Below are 19249 nucleotides of genomic sequence, written 5' to 3' on the forward strand. Positions count from 1 at the left end.
TACATTTTAGAAATTAAAGCTTACTGAGAATTGACCTGTCAATGGCATAATGTACGTACCCGTCAGCAATCTTCCGTAATATTGACTTGCGTCTGTAATCAATTCGGCACCGTTGATGGTTCCACTTGCTCCTCTTTGGTTCAGGAAGTTGATTACTGTTGCACCCAAATTGATATTTTTATTAACCGTATAATTCACACCACCAAAAGTTTCCCATCTCGGAGCGAAATACAATGCATTCGTAATACTTGCATATTGCTTAGAGAAATATCTGAAACTTGCCCAGAATCTGAATTTCCCTGTTGTATAACTCGGGTCGATTTCCATCAATGTTTTCGCAACTCCAACTACATTTTTGTCTCCATAATTGTAGTTTTGTCCAAAAGCATCAAATGCAAAATCTTTGTAAACCGGATTTTGGAATGTTATCAAATAGTGTAAATTGAATCCTTTGAAAGGCTTCAAAACAAAGTCAGTCGTCCAACCTAATGTTTGAATGCTGTAATCTACCTGAGCAACGCTTACCTGTGTGGTATTATTAGGATTTACGAGGTTGTATCTTCCTAAATATCCGTTCTTCGTCAACCAGGTGGCCTGAGAAATCAACTGAATGAAATTGGTATTCCAGAAAACTCCGAACGCTCCCAATGGACTTTTGATTTTTCCTGTATCTGGTGTGAATGGCTGAGAATAACTCTCCAATCTTCTGTTTTCTTCGGTATATAAGAAGTTAGCTAAAAGCCCGAAGTTTTTATTGATGTTATAAGTGGCATTCAAACTTCCTGCGATGTGGAACCAGTTTTCTTTGATATTCTGGAAATCATTAGCTCCGAAAACAAAATTAGGAGACCTTGGTGTTGTAGAATACTGTCCGTCAATGATTTGATTTCTTAAATGCAGCCCGTAGCTTATATTGAAGTTATCAGAAACTTTCCATTCGTCGTTGGCATAAACCGAAAGTTTGTTTTCTGTTCCGCTGTGGAATTCTCCGCCAACGTTGTAATTGTAGAATCCGTAGCTGTCCGTATTTGGACCAATCAATCTCTGAGGCTGCGCTCCAACAGTCTGGAAAAAGAACGAACGGTTTGAGGTGAATTTATCGATGTTATAATATTGTTCCAACAAACCGACAGTCACATTATGATTTCCGATTTGTTTGTTTAATGAAAAACGACCTGCGATATTGGTAATCGGAGTTTCAGGCGTATGCATCGCCAACTGAGTCCCAACCGGACCTGAGTAAGCCTGACCGTTTTGCAAAGTATAACCCGCCGAAGCATCCGCATTGAAAATACTCAAAGGAATAATGGTTGACATTCTTGCAGTTGCAAAATGCGCTCTTGTTGAGAATTTGAAATTCCAGCCGTTATTCAATAAATAATTTCCGAAAATATCGATGTTGTGGGAAGACGTTCTGTTATCTTTTCCACTCATTCCAGCCCAGTAATCCTGTCCTGAAAGGATATCTTTCATTCTGATCTGTCCATCGTTCACCACATAAGAATCTCTTCCGATTCTGAAATTGTCAAGCTCCGTCACTTTTCCTTCCGCTCCATATTGGAAAACCGCGTAGTTTCCTGCGTTGAAAGAATCTGCATATTTATATAAGATCGAGATTTTACCTTTATCATCATTGAAATATTTGGTAACTCCCGCTCTGAAAATTTTGGTTTCATCCACATTTCTGTTGAATCCTAGCTTAAAAGTACTTGGGTCGTAATTAGCAAAAGCACCAACCGTATATGTCCAACCGTTTTTTGAAATCGGCCCGGAAGCATTGACATCGCCTTGTAACCACCCAAAAGTACTCGTCGTGAATTTTCCTTTCAGTTTAAAATCTTTAGTCCCCGTTTGAGAATAAGAATTAACCGCGAAACCAAGGTCACCCATTGTGTTGGCTAATTGGTCCATTTTTAAAAGTCCGGTTCTTTCAAGACCTACACTTTGTCTCCACGTTTTGTTGGGTAGTTCGGGCCAGAAAAAGTAAACAGTAGGCAAATCGTTTTCAAGGATTGTAATGCCTCCCACCGTTGCCGGCAAACCGATATTCACGTCTCTCGGACTTGTATTATTGGCTGCGTTCAGCATTACGTTTCTGTTGTTGTCTTCTTTGGAAGTCACAGTTTTTACGCCTTCCTGGGTTTTTGAAGCTTCTTTTAAAGCATTTTTAACAGTTAAGCTATCTGTTTCCTGTCCAAAAGCGGTGACAAAGGAAAGCATTAGGCCTAATGCTGAAATTTTTAGGGTTGATTTTCTCATCGTACAGTTAGTTATAATTTCTTCTTTATAATTTTAATTTATTGATTATCAGTTTTTTAATTGTATTAATACGTTTAAAAAAGACACAAAATATCTTGCATCCAAAAAAATCATTGGATGAGGCTTTAATTTTCAATACCGGAAGGATTATTTACAGCCGGTTTTCATCAGCATTTAATTTTATCGCATACATTGCAAGTTTACTCTTGCAAGAAAGTGCAATCTTCAGTGAAAGACAAGTGTATCTTTTTCCTGAATTTTTTACTCAAAGAAAGAGCTATTTATCAAAGTAATTTTATCCCAGAACGTGTTTAAATTCATTGCTTCAATGTGAAACATTACAATACTACATTGTTTCCTTTAATTTACCAAACAAAATGTTAATAAAATTTAATAATTAATTTAATGAATTGATAATCAGATTTGTAATTTTAATGTAAAAGGATAGTTTTTATTGATTCTTATGGAAACAATGATAAAAATCAGTTTAAATTTTCCCCAAAAAGTACCTCAAGAGCTCTTTTTTCATATGACGTCAGGATTTTTATCATTAAATTTGTCTTATAAGATTTTATTCTTCAATGGATTCTAAACAGCAACTCCTTAATAAATCGAACGAAGCAAAAGAGATTTTTTTGCCTCACCTATCGGCAGATCCCGTAATTTTTGGTTTTGATCAGAATGAACTGAAAGTTTTGCTTTTGAAAATGAATTACCGGAAACAATGGCTTCTTCCTGGAGGATATGTGCGAAAAGATGAAGATCTGGATGAGGCGGTTGTACGAATTTTGAAGGATAGAGCAGGTCTTACCGACGTTTATTTACAGGAATTTGGTGTTTTTGGTAAGAAAAACAGAAGTGAGTTTTATTTTGAGGATTTTGACGAAACCCTGTTTCATAAGCAGAGATTTGTTTCGATAGGGTATTATGCTTTGTATAATCCTGATCAGTTTAACCCGATAGCGGACGAATTCAGCGAAACCTGTGAATGGATTTATTTAAGCAAGCTTCCCGAAATTGAATTGGCGATGGATCATCGGGAAATTATAGAAAAAGCGCTGTTAACTTTAAGAGAAACAATATCACATAAACCCATCGGGTATAATCTTCTACCTGAGAAATTTACGCTTTCCGAACTGCAGAAATTGTATGAAGTGATCTTAGGAAAAGAATTAAACAGAGGAAATTTTTACAGAAAAATTAAGAACTTAGGAATTCTGAAAAAATTAGATGAACGCAGAATGGGGGGGGCTCATAAAGCGCCGGATCTTTATTCTTTTGACGAGGGAAATTATGCCAAAGCTTTAGAAAATGGACTAAACAATTGGTAGATCATGAAGATAAGTTCAGGGATTTTACTGTTTAAAAGAAATAATGAGAAGTTTTTCTACTTTCTGGTGCATCCTGGCGGACCTTTCTGGAAAAAAAAAGATTTGGGAGCGTGGTCGATTCCTAAAGGAGAAGTTTTGGAAGACGAAAATTTTCTTGAGCGTGCTTTAATAGAATTCCGAGAAGAAACTGGCAAACAAATCAACGGTGATTTTATTGAATTGAATCCAATTAAGCAAAAAGGAGGAAAAACCGTTTTTGCGTGGGCGGTAGAAAGCTACATAGAAATGTCAGACTTTAAAAGCAATACCATTGGTTTTGAATGGCCCCCAAAATCAGGTAAAGTAATAGAAATTCCCGAAGTTGACCAATGGGAATGGTTTGATACTGAAGAAGCAAAAACGAAAATAAATTCCGCTCAGGTTGATTTCATTATTCAGCTTGAAGAATTAATGAAATTAAAGTAGGTGCTTAATTTATTCCTTCTTAAAACTCACTACTTCAAAATCATCATCCGAACAATACTTCTTACAACTTTCATCATTAAAAGATTCAGGATTTTTTAGAAAATCTTCTATAAATTTTGCGCTTTCGTCAGTATTAGATGGAGTTATTACAATGTGAAAAAGTTCCAGCACAGATTTGTCTGCATTTTTTAGCGACTCTTCTTTGTGTTTTTTTGCTTCTTTAAAGTTCATACAATACTTTTTTAAGTTATTCTGGGCTAATGAATAAATTATGCCATTTGCTTCTTTTCTCTTTATTAAATGGATATCTGTGGTATTGTTATAGAATAAAATTTACCGCCAATGGCTTGATTTTAGATAACTGTTAATTTGTTAATCTCAAAATTATCAAATCATGGAAAGGTTTACTAAAATAGTTTTGAAAATTCTAAAATGGACGGGAATTTCAATCGCAGCCATACTTTTTCTGATGTTCATTATTCCGATTTTATTTCCGGGAACGATCTCTGAACAGGTAAAAATATTTGCCAACAAACATCTTGCGGGTAAACTCGATTATAAAAAAACGCATCTCACATTTTTCAGACATTTTCCTTCATTGACGGTTTCTGTCGATGATTTTTTATTGAAGGGATCAAAACCATTTGAAAACGATACCTTGCTCGCTGCAAAAGAAGTTGCAGTGGGAATTAACCTGAAAAATTTGATTTTTGACCGACAGGTGAAAATCGATGAAATCTACGTTACAGACGCTTACGGAAATGTTTTTGTCAACAGCAAAGGACAGGCAAACTATAATGTTTATGTGGCGAAACCTTCTGAAAAACCAAAAGATACAACAAGTACAGGAGCTTCGATTAAACTCGATTTAATTAAGCTGAGAAACTGGAATATTAAATATATTGACCATTCAGCCAGAGTTTTGGTTGATGCAAAAGGCTTGAACTATACCGGAAAAGGTGGCTTAAGCGAAGATATTTTTGACCTTACTACAGATTTGGATATTGATAAGCTTGATTTTAGTTTAAACAGAATTTATTACGCCAAACAGAAAACGTTGCATGCAGATTTGATTACGAGAATTAACACCAATGCGCTGACTTTTGTATTGAGAAAAAATGAGTTGAGAATTAATGAATTACCTTTAAAATTCACAGGTTTTGTAAGTATTCTGAAAGATGGTTACAATCTCGATATAAATGCAGCTTCAGAGAAAACGACAATTCGGGATATGATTTCCGTTCTTCCACCGCAGTATATGGAATGGGGAAAAGACAGTAAAATAGAAGGAAACAGCGATTTGTTTTTCAGCTTAAAAGGAAGATTCAGCGAACCGAAAAACCTTAAACCAAGATTAAAGGCTAGGCTGCTTGTGAAAGACGGTTTTGTTTCCAATGGAAAAGCACCGGTCCCGATGAACAATTTCAATATGGATCTGAATGTGGATCTGCCGGATTTAAATACAGAACAATTGGGTTTGGATTTAAAAAATCTAAGCTTTGATTTGGGTCCGAATAACAATTTTAAAGCGGTGGTAAAAACCAAAGGTTTGGAAGAAATGCAGATCAATGCAGATGTTAAAGGTGCGGTCAATTTGCAAACTTTAAGTCAGGCTTTGGGGTTGAAAGACATTGATGTGAGAGGTTTGATGGATACAAATATTAAAGCAAACGGAATCTTTAGCTTAGATAAAAAATTATTCCCGAAAACGAACGGTTATCTGAATCTGAAAAACGGTTGGCTAAAGACAAAATATTATCCGAATCCAATTCAGAATATTAATATTGTTGCCAATATTATAAATACGGACGGTACTTTCAAGAGTTTAGGCGTAAAGCTCGATCCGTTTAAATTTGATTTTGAAGGAAATCCTGTTTTTGTAAATGCAGATTTGCAGAATTTCGAAGATGTTCTGTATAAAGTGCGTGCAAAAGGGGTGCTGAATGTGGGAAGAATTTATAAAGTTTTTGCTAAAAAAGGCTTGGATATCAGTGGTCTGATTATGGCAGACTTGTCTTTAAATGGCAGACAAAGTTATGCAACGACAGGCCAGTACAGCAAATTAGATAACAGAGGAAATTTAATTTTAAAAAATATAAAGGCCACGACAGAATATCTTCCTAAATCGTTTTACATTAAAGAAGGAAATTTTCAGTTTGAGAATGAGAAAATGTGGTTCAGAAAGTTCTTTGCAACCTACGGAAAGTCAGATTTTGCTTTGAATGGCTATCTTTTAAATACGATTAATTATTTTATTGAAAGAAAGGGAACGCTTCACGGAAAATTTAATTTAAATTCAAATTATATTCTGATCGATGAGTTTATGGCGTTGAAAAACGGCGACAATACCGACAAGTCAATAGAAGTTGAATATGCAAAAGTAGAAAATCCTAAAAGCAGCGGAGTGGTGATTATCCCGAAAAATCTGGATGTTTCTTTGGGGGTTAGTGCAAGGAAAGTTGAATTTAAAGGATTAGGATTGAATCATCTGAAGGGAACCGCTTCGGTGGAAAAAGGTCAGGTTTATCTTAAAAATACTTCATTTGATATAGTCGGAAGCCGCATGAATATTGATGCCCGTTATCAGGATGAATCTCCGTTGACAGCAAATTACGATGTTGCTTTGAAAGTTCTGGATTTTGATGTTCAGAGAGCGTACAATGAAATTGATATGGTGCGTGAAATGGCTACGGCAGCGAAAAATGTAAAAGGAATTGTATCTTTGGATTATAAATTAAAAGGGGATTTCGACAAAAATATGAAGCCGATTTATCCGTCTCTAGAAGGGGGAGGAGTAGTAAATCTTCGTGATGTGGAAGTTAAAAACCTGAAAATGCTTTCGGCAGTGGGAGATAATATCGGAGCAAAAGCTTTCAACGATCCGAATATGAAAGGAGTAAATATCGAAACACACATCAAAAATAATTTGATCCACGTTGATAAATTTACCTTCAAAGTTTCTATCTTGCGGCCGACAATCAGCGGAACAACAAGTTTCAACGGCTTGCTGGATTTAAGGATCCGTGTCGGGATTCTTCCCGGTGGTTTAATTGGTTTTCCAATTGTTGTGACCGGAACTCACGAAAAACCGAAAATTAAGATTTTCAGTAAAACAGGACAGGGAATTATTGATGCCCTGTATAATAAGAAAACCAACAAAGTCATCCGTGAGGAACGGCGTGCCGAGAAAAAGACGAGAAGACAGCAGCGGAAGGAAAAAGCAGCTCAGGAGCAGAAAGCGAAAAAGGCAGAAAAACAAATTAGTAAAGACGTTAAAGAAAAATAATTCAAGCAAAAAAAGTGAGTCAGTTAAGTTTATTTGATGCAGATGAATATTATCATTTTCCGGAAGAGTTGTTGGATTATACACCTGCTTTCTTATCCGAAAAAGCAGCATCGAAGCTTGAAGAAAAACTTCTGAATGAAACTCCCTGGAAGCAGAATACGCAGAGAATGTATCAAAAAATGGTACTTACCCCACGTTTAACGGCCTGGTATGGCGATGAAAGTAAAGTTTATCATTTGGGTGGAAACGAATTCAATGTTAATCAGTGGTCGCCGGAACTGCTTAATTTAAAGCTTAAAATAGAAAAATTTTCAGGCTACAAATTCAATTCTGTTTTGTTGAATTTATATCGGGACGGCAACGATTCCGTTGCGTGGCATCGGGATAAAGACAGTGAACTGGGAGACCGCCCGGTTATTGCTTCGGTGAGTTTGGGGCAGACCAGAAATTTCGATTTCAGAAATGTTGAAGATCATCAGCAAAAACATAGCTTAGCGCTGAAACATGGATCATTATTAATCATGAAAGGTGATCTACAAATGCATTGGGAACACAGAATTGCCAAATCGGCCAAGCTGATGAAGCCAAGAATCAATCTTACTTTCCGCCTGATTCGTGAATTATGATTTCAAAACGAATTAAATATACCACATTATTGAAAAACATAAGAAATTAACAATATTTGGCAAAGAAATTGTCTATATGTAATAGAAACTATTAAAAAACAGCAGCTATGAATATTTCCTATTACGATTTTAAAAATATGCCAAACCAGGAGCAGTGCAGTTTTGTAATGAACGAAGGACGTATCATGAATGAAAGAATGGTCAATACGATAAAGTATGTACTTTATGAAGTTTCACATTTTTCTGTAGAAGTCATTTATAATACTGCCAATGATAAAATTGAGGGCATCAATGTCTATCAAAACAGAGGGGCATATGCGATATAACTCATCACTATTCAGTAGTATAAATTAAAGAACAGCTTTTGTAGATGTTCTTTTTTTGTGAAATTTTACCAGTCTCATCAAATAAAAAATCCCCAGAGAGAATCTGAGGATAAAAACTAATAACCATGAAAACTCAAATTAAACATGAGTTACCTAACTGTATTAAAATATTATGCCATTAAATTACTTAACGAAAAATTTTAAGTTTATTTAAGATTTTTTAAGAAAAAATAATAAAATTCTTCTTGGCATGGTTTATTCTCTTACTTAAAAAATAAAGTTATGGCACATAGAAATTTTAAAAAAGAAGATTTTGCAAGAGACGAATCCGGAGAATATAAAATAGAATTCCGTAAAGGAAATATCGGGGAAGGTGTCGATCTGATTGTGGAAAGACAAAAAGAAGATGGTGAGTACGAAAATGTTCAAGCCGAAATTCACAGACACGACGAAAGTATTTTTATCTTTTGGAGCGAACCGTTTGAAGGAAGGGTAATCTATGACGAATAATAATCCCCACCAGAACGTGGGGATTTTATTGTATAATCCCATTTGTATAAAAGCAAGATCATGATATTCCTATTACAATTGTTAAGGCAGATATCAGAAATTTTGTACGGAAGAACTTCCAATATTGTTAGTTAACCAAAATTTTTCTGGCTAATTCAGAATTAAAATATTCTTTTATGGCATAATAATAGGTTTATGGTATTAAACCAAAACATTCACAAAATGAAATCAGAAGATCAATTACACAGTCTCAAAGGAAAAACTGTCGTCATTACAGGAGGAAGCAGCGGAGTGGGAAGAGCCGTCGCGGAGGCTTTTGCCCTTGAAGGCTGTAATATTGTTGTTGCAGCACGAGGAAAAGAAGGACTGGACGAAACGGTCGCTTTATGCAGGGATTTGGAAGTTTCTGCATTGGCTGTTCCTACAGATGTTTCCATCGCTTCGGACGTTCAAAATTTGGCAAACAAAGCATTACAGTTCAATGGAAGAATTGATATTTGGGTAAACAATGCGGGCGTAATGGCAAGCGGAAAGTTCGAAGAAATCCCGATGGATCTTAATGAACAGGTGATTAAAACCAATCTTTTCGGCTATATGCACGGAGCGTACAGTGTTCTGCCAATTTTTAAAAAACAGAATGAGGGAATTTTAATCAATAATGTTTCTATCGGAGGCTTTATGCCTGCTCCGTACAGTGCAGTGTATTCAGCGACCAAATTCGGAATTCGAGGGATGATGGAATGTCTTCATGGGGAAATTTCAGATTTTCCGAATGTGCATATCTGTAATCTGTACCCACAAATTCAGCGTTCTACAGGAAATATGCATTCTGCAAAATATTCGGGGCTTGATTTTAAAATTCCTCCTTTTGCAGCCGACCCGAGAGATACCGCAGCAAAAATGGTTGAATTGGCAAAAAATCCAAGAAAAGATCTGTTTCCGGATTTTACTTCTATGATGATGAAAAATATGTACGGATTATTTCCAAAACCTATCATCAATACAGCTTCTGCAGCAATGAGGTTATTAATGAAAGTGAAAAATGCACCTTCCGATTCAGGAAATGTTCTGGAGCCATCATCGGAACCCCACAGAATTTATGGCGAAACCATACTTCCCGTTCCTTCCAGAAAAACAAAAATTGCTTTATTGACAGGGCTTGGACTAGGACTTACCTATATGTTTCTGAAAACCAGATCTTCGAACAGTAAATAATGTTTTATCCATAAAAAAAAAGCTCTGAACAATTTGCTCAGAGCTTTTTTACTTTAATATCTGAATTTTAAAACCTTTCTGACTGTGAAAGATGATAAAAAAATATTAATACTGTTCAGGTATTAATGATTACGCTAATTTTACATTAACAGCATTTAAACCCTTCGGTCCTTCCTTAACTTCGAAAGTAACTTTGTCATTCTCACGAATGTTTCTGGAAACCAGACCTGATGAATGTACAAATACGTCTTTGCTACCGTCTGCCGGAGAAATGAATCCGAAACCTTTAGTTTCGTTAAAAAATTTTACTGTGCCTTCTTGCATGGTAATTTATATTAAAAAATTGTTGTTGTTATAATCTGTAGATTACTTTAAATTTAATCTTAAACGGGCAGCTGAAAAAGCAGAACTGAAAGAAAAAAATGAAAATTTTAAACTACAGCAGGCAGCAAAGGCAGAACCTATTCATTAATTATATCGCAAATATACATTAAATAAAATGAATATATGTTTTTTTAATAATTGACTTCCCGGAAAAGAGATAAATTTAATATTTATATACAAAGGCATTGATATTCATTCCGGCGCCTACGGATGCAAATAAAAGGACGTCGCCTTTTTCAATCTGATGGGCTTCCAGCTCTCCGTTTAGAATCATTGCCAAAAGAGAAGGGATAGTTGCTACACTGCTGTTCCCCAATTTATCAATAACCATCGGCATGATATGATCGGGCATAGGCTTGTCATACAGCTGATAAAACCTTTCTACAATGGCTTCGTCCATCTTTTCGTTTGCCTGATGGATAATGATTTTATTTAATTGCTCAATAGGATATCCGCTTTTATCAAAGCATTGTTTCATGGCATCCGGTACGTTCAGAAGGGCAAACTCATAGATTTTTCTGCCGTCCATTTTGATGTATTTTGTATTTGGGCAGCTTTCGTTGTTATAAGATTTCCCAAAATACAGATAGTCTTTTTCTTTAAAGGTATAGGAAGCTGAAAGATGAGACTGTATTCCAGATTCGTCACAATTAGCCTCCAAAACAACAGCTCCGGCACCATCTGCATAGATCATACTGTCTCTGTCATGGATGTCAACAACTCTCGACAGCGTTTCCGCCCCGATGACCAGGCATTTTTTTGCAATACCCGATTTAATGAATGCATTGGCCTGTATTACCCCTTCAATCCATCCCGGACAGCCGAACAACACATCATACGCCACACAGAAATTATTTTTTATTTTTAATAAATGTTTCACCCTTGCCGCAAGGCTGGGAACCATATCAGATTGTACAGTACCGAATCGTACATCGCCAAAATTATGTGCAAATATGATATAATCCAGCGTTTCAGGATCTATTTCTGCATTTTCTATGGCGGCCTGTGCAGCAATGAATCCCAGGTCCGAAGTTACCTGATTGCTGGTGGCGTATCTTCTTTCCTCAATACCTGTAATTTTTTGTAATTTACGGGTGATGGAAGCATTGTTATCCTTTAATACAATCCCGTCTTCATTGAGAAAAACATGTTGATCAAAGAATAAGTTGGTAATAGTTTCGGAAGGAATGTAGTTGCCTACACCAATGATTTTGCTTGTCATTAATACTTGGATTTCAATATTTGCTTAAACGAATAATTGAGTAAAAGTAACGATTAAAAAGAAGGAATTGTATTTATTATTAAAAATTAAATGAAATTAATAGAGTTTAACATAAGATCTTTTATTTAAATAAATGTTTTGCAATAAAAAATAATATGTTTTGAAGATTATTAATTAGAAAATGTTAACTAAAAAAGCTCTGTTTTGTGTTATAAAATGAAACCGCTGCAATTACAGTGTTTGCAACGGTTTTCTTGAAATACAGTAACTGAATTTTTATTCCTGTTATTTCGTATTGGCTTTAATTCTTTCTTCAATAATTCGCCAATCGTAAAAATGAAAAACTCTTCCGTTGCTCATGGCAACAAAAACACCTTTCGGAAATTTTGGACCCAGGTTGATGTTGGTGACCTCAGAGCCGTCACTTTCTCTCGTAGAAACAGGAATTTCTGCAATCATACCTTTTGCCGGATTTTCTCTTAAATACACATTAAAAGTATCTTTCTGCTGATTGGAAACCAGGATATAACCCGTGTTTGAAGAAGTTGGATAAATAGAAATTCCTTCTACATCAGATTTGAAATCACCTTTTCCGAAAACGGCTAATTCTTCATTACCTTTTTCCGGATCTGCATAATATTGATGCACCCCGAATTGCTCGTCGGAATAATAAATATATCCCATTTCGTCATCTACAGCAATACTTTCAATTTCTTTTAAGCCACTGTATTTTCCGAATTTTCTTACAACTTCTCCAGTGATTTTTCCTGATTTTTCTCCCAATTTGTATTGCCAAAGATAACCATCGCTCGGCCCTGATTTTCTTCCGACAACAGCAAAGATTTCTCCGGTTCGAGGATTTTTATACATCGAAATTCCCATAGGGCCACGTTCTGTTTCACCATCAAAAACTGAAAACTCTCCAACTTGCTTTAAGTCGGGAAGAGAATACAGTTTTACTGTGTTGGTTTCCCTTTCGGTAGTGGCTGCAATGTCTATTTTTTTTCCATTGAATTCAAAACTGTATTCGATATCTACATTATTAGGACGTTTTAATCCTAAGACTTTATTGATGATTTTTCCGTCCAGATCGAAAGCATACAAACCGCCATTCGTATCTTTATCGGTTCCGATGATGATGCTTTTTGAGACATCCTGAAGGTTGATCCAAATCGCAGGATCATCCGTATCGTACATTACCGTCTCTGTCACGACGGTTGGTTTCAGTTTTTTTCCTAATTGACTTTGCCCGACACAATTTACTACAAGCGGTAAAATGGATAAAGCTATGATGTAGTTTGCTTTTTTCATTTAAAATTTTAAAAACTTGCTAATTATTAAAAATCAAACTTTACCCCCATGGTAAACCTCGGTCTGTAAAATTCAGCCTGAGCTGTTCTGCTCTGGATTCCCTGATAATACCTCAACGGCTGATTGGTTAAATTATTCGCTTCAGCAAAGATTCTCAACTGACTCGTAATTTTGTAAGAAGCATTGGCATCCAAGAAAACCTGCTTGTCGTAATAACGGTCTTCGAATGAATTTCCTCCCAGTTCATCCACATAATGAGATGCATAATTCATAGAAACTCTTGCCGAAAAACGTTTGTTTTCCCAAGATAAAGAGCCGTTGAACATGTGAGGTGCCGTTCCAGGAAATCCAACATCTGTTCTTTCCAAACCGTCTTCATTGGTGATTCCTTTTGCTTTTGAATGCGTGTAAGTATAATTAACATACACTCCTAACCCTTTCCAGAAAGCTCCCGGAATGAAATCCAACTGTCTTTGTAAAGCGACTTCAAAACCGAAAAGATCTACATTGTCGCCATTTCTTTGCTGTGTAAAGCTCCAGTTGTTGTCTCCTGTGGGAATCGGGTTGGATTGTCCTGCGAAATCATTGGCGAAGTCGGCTGCAGAATAGTTTTTTCTGGAATAGGTATAAATAAAGTTCTTTAAATTCTTATAAAATACTCCTCCAGAAAGAATTCCGACAGATTTGAAATATTTTTCTGCCATGAAATCAAAATTGTAAGAGTAAGTTGCCTTCAGATTCGGGTTTCCTGCCGAAATAGCTTCGTCTCCTGAAATAACGTTAAGATAAGGAACCAAAGCGTAATAATTCGGGCGGGCTAAAGCAGTGGTAAATGCGGCACGAAGAACAAGATTCTGAACAGGAACATATTTAAATGACAAGTTCGGGAGGATATTGGTGTAGGTATTTGTATTCGTGATTTTTCCTACCAGATCTTCTTCATCCAAAACGTAATTTCCTGTGTAATCAATATTGGTGGTTTCAATACGGGCACCGACAATCATTGATAATTTATCACTGAAATCCTGATCCCAACGGATGTATCCTGCATAAATATTTTCTTTGGCATTGTAATTTCCGGAAAGAAATTCATCAGGTTTTGATTCTGAATTAAATAAACCTGAGTTGAATAAATCCAAGTGTCCTAAATAAGCCGCACTCGCAAAAGTTCCGGGAACATAATTTCCGGGTTGAAAATTGTGTCCGTCAAAATGAGTAGTCGGAATATTCAGTAGGCTTCCCATATCATCAACAGGTTCGAAAGCAAAATAATCATTTTCTCTTTCTTTGGTTTTCATTCGTAAACGGGCACCGACACGGATTCTTCCTTTCTGTTCGTCAATAACCGAAAAAGGAAAACGAAGATTTACTTTAGCGCCGAATTCCTTTTCCTCTGTAAAGCTGTTGGCATCCGAAAGATCACTGAGTGCATAATTTCCTAAATTGTCCGAACCAATTGGCATAATCATCGGTTTTCTGGGATTTGAAAAGTCAGTTGAAAATGTTAAATCTTCACTTTCAAATTCCATAATTCTTTCGTGAGGTTTTTTTTCGCTGGCTATAGCGTAATTCATTGCCCAATCCAAATCGATTTTGGAACCTAATAAATGTTCACCTCTCAATGCATAATTCTGAACTTTCTGTCTTTCCAGGCGGGTATTATCATTATTAAAATCTCCGCCTTTATTCTGTCTGGTCATGCTTCCTTCCCAGCCTGTAATGGCAGTTTCATCAGCATTATAAATCGGATCTATTTTGTACCCTAAAGCATATCGGTTTTCTTTATCGTTCCTGAAATTGTACATGGCAGAAGCATAAATCTTGTTTTTTGAATTAAATTCATAATCCAAATTTAAATCAAAACTGTGTCTGATACGGTGCTCGTTGTAATAACGGATTCCCATTTTGCTTACATAAGCGGTTTGGGCTGCATCATCGGCAAGGCTCCACGTAGGCTCAATATTATCTGATCCGAAATTATTATTGTTATATGAAAAACTGAAAACGGCTCCTAATTTTTTGTTTAAAAAACGGTCTCCATACACCAAACCTGCCGTGTAATTTCCTTTCTCACGAATTGGGCTGTAACCTCCTGCCAACGTTGCCGAAATTCTCTTTCCGTTCGGGGAAGCTCTTGTAATTAAATTAACGGAACCTCCGATCGCATCGGCATCCATATCCGGAGTAAGGGTTTTATTAACTTCAATCGTGGAAATCATGTCCGAAGGAATCAAATCCATCTGAACATTCCTGTTATCACCTTCTGCTGAGGGAATTCTATCACCATTTAATGTGACTGAATTTAAATTAGGAGCGAGACCTCTGATAATTAAATTTCGTGCTTCCCCCTGATCATTCTGGATGGTAATTCCGGGAACTCTTTTTAAAGCGTCACCAATATTGGCATCAGGAAAACGCCCGATCTGGTCGGAAGAAATAACGTTGGTGATATTGGCATTGCTTTTTTGTTTATTTAAAGCTCTTGCCTGGTTTTTCAAAGTTGCTCCGTTTACCACAACTTCCTGAATGCTGGTTTCTTTTCTGGCAAAAACAATATTCTGCCGGGTATTTTTATCAGATTCTACCGTTACATTATATTCGTGGGCTCCATATCCCAGATAATCGATTTTCATGGTGTAATTTCCCGCCGGAACATTCAGAAATACAAAATTTCCGTGATCGTCGGAGGTTGTATAGATATTTCCGGGAGTCAGGATAATTTTTGCTCCGGGTAATGCGATTTTAGAATCGTCATTAATGTTTCCCGAAACTGTTCCTGTCTGGGCATAAAAGAAAATTGATGCACACAATAAAACAGAGGTAAAAATTTTTTTCACTTTCTCTTTAGATTTAAATTCGAACAAAATTAAATGCTTGTTTAGAAAATGTGTTGACGATAATTTTAAGGTTATTTTAAAGAATTGTTACGAAACGGAGGTGCTTTCAATACGTTTGTTATGATACTTTTAAATATTTATTAAAATAAATTAAAACTTTTTGCGGCTGAGTTTTCAAAGAAAATCAGGGAATAAAGATCACTCTATTTAAGAGCCAGTTTAAGTTTTTTAAACATTAAGAATTTAAGCTTAAAAAACTTAATAAATCAATTTATTGATTCTCAATGCTTAATTAATAATAGAATATTAGTTAAATCCTTAGTGGTTAATTAAAGAATAAACTGTGTTTATTTCATTTAAGAAAATTTAGATTAAAATTTAAACGGGCTCTAATAAAAAATGACTTTTCTCCATAAACAGCAAATTAGATTGTTATTTATGACATAATTAAATTTAAACTGATATTTTTGCAATAGTGAATGAGTTGATGGGAATTTAGAGGTAATAATTATTTTTAATTCAATCATAATGATTAAAAAACCTTTGCACAATTTCCATATTCCTGTAATGGGATTGGCTTATACGATCGACAGTCCGATTCGTGTGGCACAATACGGTATTTCATCCGTAGTTTCTATAATTGATGATGAGATTATAGAGAAAATGAAAAATTTTTACCATAAGAAGTTCAATTTGAACTACTTTGGGATTTCTACGAAAACAGAAGATTATCGGGCAAAAAGGATCACTGCTTATCTGGATATGCTCGACGATATTGTGAATGAAAAGTTTGAGACATTCAAAGAAGAAATTTCCAGAAACAAAACCGCTTTGAAGAACTTTGTGGAAATGCTTCCCAATACTTCTGAAATCAAGGAAAGCTTACAGAATTTTCTTCATCAAAAAGAAAATATCACTTCTTCCCTAAAAAATTTCGTTGAAACACATCTTGCTCCCGGAAGTATCGATGTTAATATCATGACGAAAGTTGACAAAGATAATTTTAATAAGAATGAGCAGCTTCCTATCATGTTTAATGATGCTCATGCTTCTTTGCGCGGCTTTGCCAAGAGTAAATTGTCTTCATCGGTTGTACTTTCTGCCGGAATGAACCCTCGTTTATACAGCTATATCGAAGAATTTGATGATTTTTTTCCTAATGAATACGGACGGTTAAAAAAGAGAATTATTTTAAAAGTAAGTGATTTCCGTTCAGCATTGATACAGGGAAATTTTTTGGCTAAAAAAGGGCTCTGGGTTTCAGAATACAGAATAGAGTCGGGGTTAAACTGTGGCGGTCATGCTTTTGCGACAGAAGGTTTACTGCTGGGGCCTATTTTGGAAGAATTTAAACTGAAAAAGGATGAATTAATTCAATCTGCATATATTTTAATGAACAAAGCTCTGGAACAGAAAGGAAAACAGCCTGCTTTACAACCTCTTGAAATGAAAATTACGGTTCAGGGTGGAGTAGGCACGTCAGAAGAGCATGAGTTTCTGTTAAAACATTACAGCGTTGACAGTGTAGGTTGGGGCTCTCCGTTTTTATTGGTTCCGGAAGCAACATCAATGGACAATGAAACCCGTGAATTATTGATTAAATCTAAAGAAAACGATTTTTATTTAAGCAATCTTTCCCCTTTAGGTGTACCTTTTAATACAGTGAAAGGAAGCTCAAACGAAACAATCAGAAAAGAAAAGCAAAAAAGAAACCGCTATGGAAGTTCGTGTCCTAAAAAATTACTGGCTTTAAGCAAAGAATATTCATCAGAAGGAATCTGTACGGCTTCTAAGAAATATCAGGACATCAAATTTGCAGAATTGGATGCGGAAAAAGAAAATATAACAGTTGATTTATACAAGGAAAAAAAAGAGAATATCACGGAAAAAGCCTGTCTGTGTGTGGGTTTGGTGAATGCAGCATATCTTGAAAATAATATTGAAATAAAGGGTGAAAAGCAGGGAGTCGTTATCTGCCCGGGACCGAATTTAGCTTTTTTTGACAAAGAAGTTTCCCTTTCGGAAATGGTACGGCATATTTACGGAAACGGTAACATTATTTCTAATCACAACCGCCCGAATATGTTTATCAATGAACTGAAATTATATGTAGATTATCTTAAAAAAGAGATTGTCGGTTTTTCTGAAACAATTACGAATTCTCAGATTAAAAAATGGGATACTTTTAAAAATAATCTTCTTCTGGGAATTGAATATTACGAAAATACGTTTAAAGGATCCAACTTTTTCAGGAAAGATGTTAACTTGATGAATCAGCTTTCGGAATATCGGCTGAGGATTTTGGAGATTGAAATACCTGTAATTTAGATATAATGAAACCTTCAATTGAGTTTGAAGGTTTTTTATTCACCTTCCAGAATTTTTGTATACTTAGATTCAGCATCGTAATAGTTGGAGTAAAGTATTTTATAATCGTCATATCCATAACTATGCACATAATTGTAACCATCATCATGAAGAGTATCCTGCATTATTTTTCCCTGATCGACAACAATACAAATTAGATTCTCAATGGGATCGCACTCACGATAATCTGTAAAACTTTGAATCATAAAACTATTGATATTGATTGCTGTTATCTTAATCATAAGCTCTCTGGTCTCCTGAGAGATTATATGGCTTTCCATTTGAATCTGATTAATATTTTCGTAGTTTCTGAAATCATTACGGATATTTTCAATCGATTGACAGTTAAGCGGAATATCTGTATATGGAACTTTTGCACTCCAATCATTTTCATAAAAATGAACGATGTTTTTTGGAACTGCTATTTTTCCTTTAACAATAATATGGCTGATGAATTTTATTGAAAACATTTAATGATTAATTTATATATCCTTGTAAAAATAGAAAATAGTGATGCAATATAGCTTTATGCAAATATATTTTATTCTTAAACCAGTTTAATGTTGTTACTTTCCATAAGAATTAAGAAATAGCATAAACAACTTTTTCACGTTGAAAAATAGAGCACTAAATACTTTTATAGATTTTTATTGAAAAAATATTTTGCCAATATTAAAAATGTTTCTATATTTGCACCACTGAAAACAACGATATAATCAGAGTTTAAGGAGAGTTGGCAGAGTGGTCGATTGCGGCAGTCTTGAAAACTGTTGACTGTAACAGGTCCGGGGGTTCGAATCCCTCACTCTCCGCTTAGTATGGAAGTTAAAACTTTCAAAAACGCTTAAAATTCTTTTAAAAAGCTGTAATTTAATTTATTACAGCTTTTTTTGTGTTTTTATGTGTCGCAAAATTTTCACAAACGCGGATCAAGTACAAAACTTGTGGACTAAGCAAAAAGTTTTGATAATCTGAACAGGAAAAACGATTTATCTCTTACTCCTCTGAGCTGTAATCTGAAGTTTTTTATTTTTGCATTAAAGGATTCTGCTGAAGCGTTAGTGCTTCTCTTCTCAAAATAATTAAGAATATCGCTGTAGTGGCGGGTAA

The 19249-nt window shown here is 35.4% G+C and carries 16 protein-coding genes and 1 tRNA gene; 9 read left to right on the top strand and 8 right to left on the bottom strand.

What is annotated here, in order from left to right; genetic code table 11:
- Nucleotides 1-6 precede the first annotated feature (6 nt).
- On the bottom strand, nt 7-2259 hold the full coding sequence (locus BUA89_RS20915; RefSeq protein WP_072963527.1) for a TonB-dependent receptor: 2253 nt from the start codon (nt 2257-2259) through the stop codon (nt 7-9).
- A gap of 581 nt (nt 2260-2840) precedes the next feature.
- Between BUA89_RS20915 and BUA89_RS20925 the strand changes: the two genes are divergently transcribed.
- Together BUA89_RS20925 and BUA89_RS20930 are read left to right on the top strand one after the other, a co-directional pair.
- Nucleotides 2841-3590 (top strand): NUDIX hydrolase, encoded by a 750-nt coding sequence (locus BUA89_RS20925; RefSeq protein ID WP_072963533.1) that lies wholly within the window; start codon nt 2841-2843, stop codon nt 3588-3590.
- A gap of 3 nt (nt 3591-3593) precedes the next feature.
- On the top strand, nt 3594-4055 hold the full coding sequence (locus BUA89_RS20930) for an NUDIX hydrolase (RefSeq protein WP_072963535.1): 462 nt from the start codon (nt 3594-3596) through the stop codon (nt 4053-4055).
- Nucleotides 4056-4064: 9 nt separating this feature from the next.
- Here BUA89_RS20930 and BUA89_RS20935 read toward each other — a convergent pair whose 3' ends face one another.
- On the bottom strand, nt 4065-4286 hold the full coding sequence (locus BUA89_RS20935) for a hypothetical protein (RefSeq protein WP_072963538.1): 222 nt from the start codon (nt 4284-4286) through the stop codon (nt 4065-4067).
- Nucleotides 4287-4449: 163 nt separating this feature from the next.
- Here BUA89_RS20935 and BUA89_RS20940 point away from each other — a divergent pair, with 163 nt between their 5' ends.
- The 5 genes from BUA89_RS20940 (at nt 4450) to BUA89_RS20960 (ending at nt 10018) form a co-directional block, all read left to right on the top strand.
- Entirely contained in the window at nt 4450-7341 is a 2892-nt protein-coding gene (locus BUA89_RS20940; protein ID WP_072963541.1) for an AsmA-like C-terminal region-containing protein, read from the top strand.
- A 14-nt stretch (nt 7342-7355) separates the two neighbouring features.
- Nucleotides 7356-7967 carry an alpha-ketoglutarate-dependent dioxygenase AlkB family protein gene (locus BUA89_RS20945; protein ID WP_072963545.1) on the top strand — a complete coding sequence of 204 codons (612 nt, stop codon included), beginning with the start codon at nt 7356-7358 and terminating at the stop codon, nt 7965-7967.
- A 107-nt stretch (nt 7968-8074) separates the two neighbouring features.
- Nucleotides 8075-8293, top strand: coding sequence for a hypothetical protein (locus tag BUA89_RS20950; RefSeq protein ID WP_072963548.1), 219 nt, complete (start codon nt 8075-8077; stop codon nt 8291-8293).
- 282 nt (nt 8294-8575) lie between these two features.
- Nucleotides 8576-8803, top strand: a complete 228-nt coding sequence (locus tag BUA89_RS20955; RefSeq protein WP_072963550.1) for a glutathione synthase — start codon at nt 8576-8578, stop codon at nt 8801-8803.
- 222 nt (nt 8804-9025) lie between these two features.
- Nucleotides 9026-10018 carry an SDR family oxidoreductase gene (locus tag BUA89_RS20960; protein ID WP_072963593.1) on the top strand — a complete coding sequence of 331 codons (993 nt, stop codon included), beginning with the start codon at nt 9026-9028 and terminating at the stop codon, nt 10016-10018.
- 129 nt (nt 10019-10147) lie between these two features.
- Here BUA89_RS20960 and BUA89_RS20965 read toward each other — a convergent pair whose 3' ends face one another.
- The 4 genes from BUA89_RS20965 to BUA89_RS20980 form a co-directional block, all read right to left on the bottom strand.
- The gene (locus BUA89_RS20965; protein ID WP_072963554.1) at nt 10148-10342 is read right to left on the bottom strand and encodes a cold-shock protein; all 195 of its coding nucleotides are present in this window, start codon (nt 10340-10342) and stop codon (nt 10148-10150) included.
- A 223-nt stretch (nt 10343-10565) separates the two neighbouring features.
- Entirely contained in the window at nt 10566-11624 is a 1059-nt protein-coding gene (locus BUA89_RS20970) for a 3-oxoacyl-ACP synthase III family protein (protein ID WP_072963557.1), read from the bottom strand.
- A 285-nt stretch (nt 11625-11909) separates the two neighbouring features.
- Nucleotides 11910-12935: a phytase gene (locus tag BUA89_RS20975; protein ID WP_083531753.1), complete on the bottom strand. Its 1026-nt coding sequence runs from the start codon at nt 12933-12935 to the stop codon at nt 11910-11912.
- A 26-nt stretch (nt 12936-12961) separates the two neighbouring features.
- A complete protein-coding gene (locus tag BUA89_RS20980; RefSeq protein WP_072963599.1) occupies nt 12962-15772 on the bottom strand; it encodes a TonB-dependent receptor in 2811 nt (936 codons plus the stop codon).
- A 528-nt stretch (nt 15773-16300) separates the two neighbouring features.
- Here BUA89_RS20980 and BUA89_RS20985 point away from each other — a divergent pair.
- On the top strand, nt 16301-18100 hold the full coding sequence (locus BUA89_RS20985) for a hypothetical protein (protein WP_072963560.1): 1800 nt from the start codon (nt 16301-16303) through the stop codon (nt 18098-18100).
- A 35-nt stretch (nt 18101-18135) separates the two neighbouring features.
- Here BUA89_RS20985 and BUA89_RS20990 read toward each other — a convergent pair whose 3' ends face one another.
- The gene (locus BUA89_RS20990; protein WP_072963563.1) at nt 18136-18609 is read right to left on the bottom strand and encodes a hypothetical protein; all 474 of its coding nucleotides are present in this window, start codon (nt 18607-18609) and stop codon (nt 18136-18138) included.
- A 257-nt stretch (nt 18610-18866) separates the two neighbouring features.
- On the opposite strand from BUA89_RS20990, the gene BUA89_RS20995 reads away from it, so the two are divergent.
- Nucleotides 18867-18951 (top strand) — tRNA-Ser (locus BUA89_RS20995).
- Between the two features lie 137 nt (nt 18952-19088).
- Here the strand turns inward: BUA89_RS20995 and BUA89_RS21000 are convergent.
- On the bottom strand, nt 19089-19249 hold a 161-nt coding region (locus BUA89_RS21000; RefSeq protein ID WP_143152417.1), incomplete at its 5' end, for a transposase.

Source organism: Chryseobacterium arachidis (assembly GCF_900129245.1).
GTDB classification, from domain to species: domain Bacteria; phylum Bacteroidota; class Bacteroidia; order Flavobacteriales; family Weeksellaceae; genus Chryseobacterium; species Chryseobacterium arachidis.

Coding starts and splice junctions, on each gene's coding strand:
- BUA89_RS20990 (WP_072963563.1), bottom strand. CDS start 18,609: ATGTTTTCAATAAAATTCATCAGCCATATTATTGTTAAAGGAAAAATA.
- BUA89_RS20975 (WP_083531753.1), bottom strand. CDS start 12,935: ATGAAAAAAGCAAACTACATCATAGCTTTATCCATTTTACCGCTTGTA.
- BUA89_RS20915 (WP_072963527.1), bottom strand. CDS start 2,259: ATGAGAAAATCAACCCTAAAAATTTCAGCATTAGGCCTAATGCTTTCC.
- BUA89_RS20950 (WP_072963548.1), top strand. CDS start 8,075: ATGAATATTTCCTATTACGATTTTAAAAATATGCCAAACCAGGAGCAG.
- BUA89_RS20935 (WP_072963538.1), bottom strand. CDS start 4,286: ATGAACTTTAAAGAAGCAAAAAAACACAAAGAAGAGTCGCTAAAAAAT.
- BUA89_RS20965 (WP_072963554.1), bottom strand. CDS start 10,342: ATGCAAGAAGGCACAGTAAAATTTTTTAACGAAACTAAAGGTTTCGGA.
- BUA89_RS20930 (WP_072963535.1), top strand. CDS start 3,594: ATGAAGATAAGTTCAGGGATTTTACTGTTTAAAAGAAATAATGAGAAG.
- BUA89_RS20940 (WP_072963541.1), top strand. CDS start 4,450: ATGGAAAGGTTTACTAAAATAGTTTTGAAAATTCTAAAATGGACGGGA.
- BUA89_RS20955 (WP_072963550.1), top strand. CDS start 8,576: ATGGCACATAGAAATTTTAAAAAAGAAGATTTTGCAAGAGACGAATCC.
- BUA89_RS20925 (WP_072963533.1), top strand. CDS start 2,841: ATGGATTCTAAACAGCAACTCCTTAATAAATCGAACGAAGCAAAAGAG.
- BUA89_RS20960 (WP_072963593.1), top strand. CDS start 9,026: ATGAAATCAGAAGATCAATTACACAGTCTCAAAGGAAAAACTGTCGTC.
- BUA89_RS20985 (WP_072963560.1), top strand. CDS start 16,301: ATGATTAAAAAACCTTTGCACAATTTCCATATTCCTGTAATGGGATTG.
- BUA89_RS20970 (WP_072963557.1), bottom strand. CDS start 11,624: ATGACAAGCAAAATCATTGGTGTAGGCAACTACATTCCTTCCGAAACT.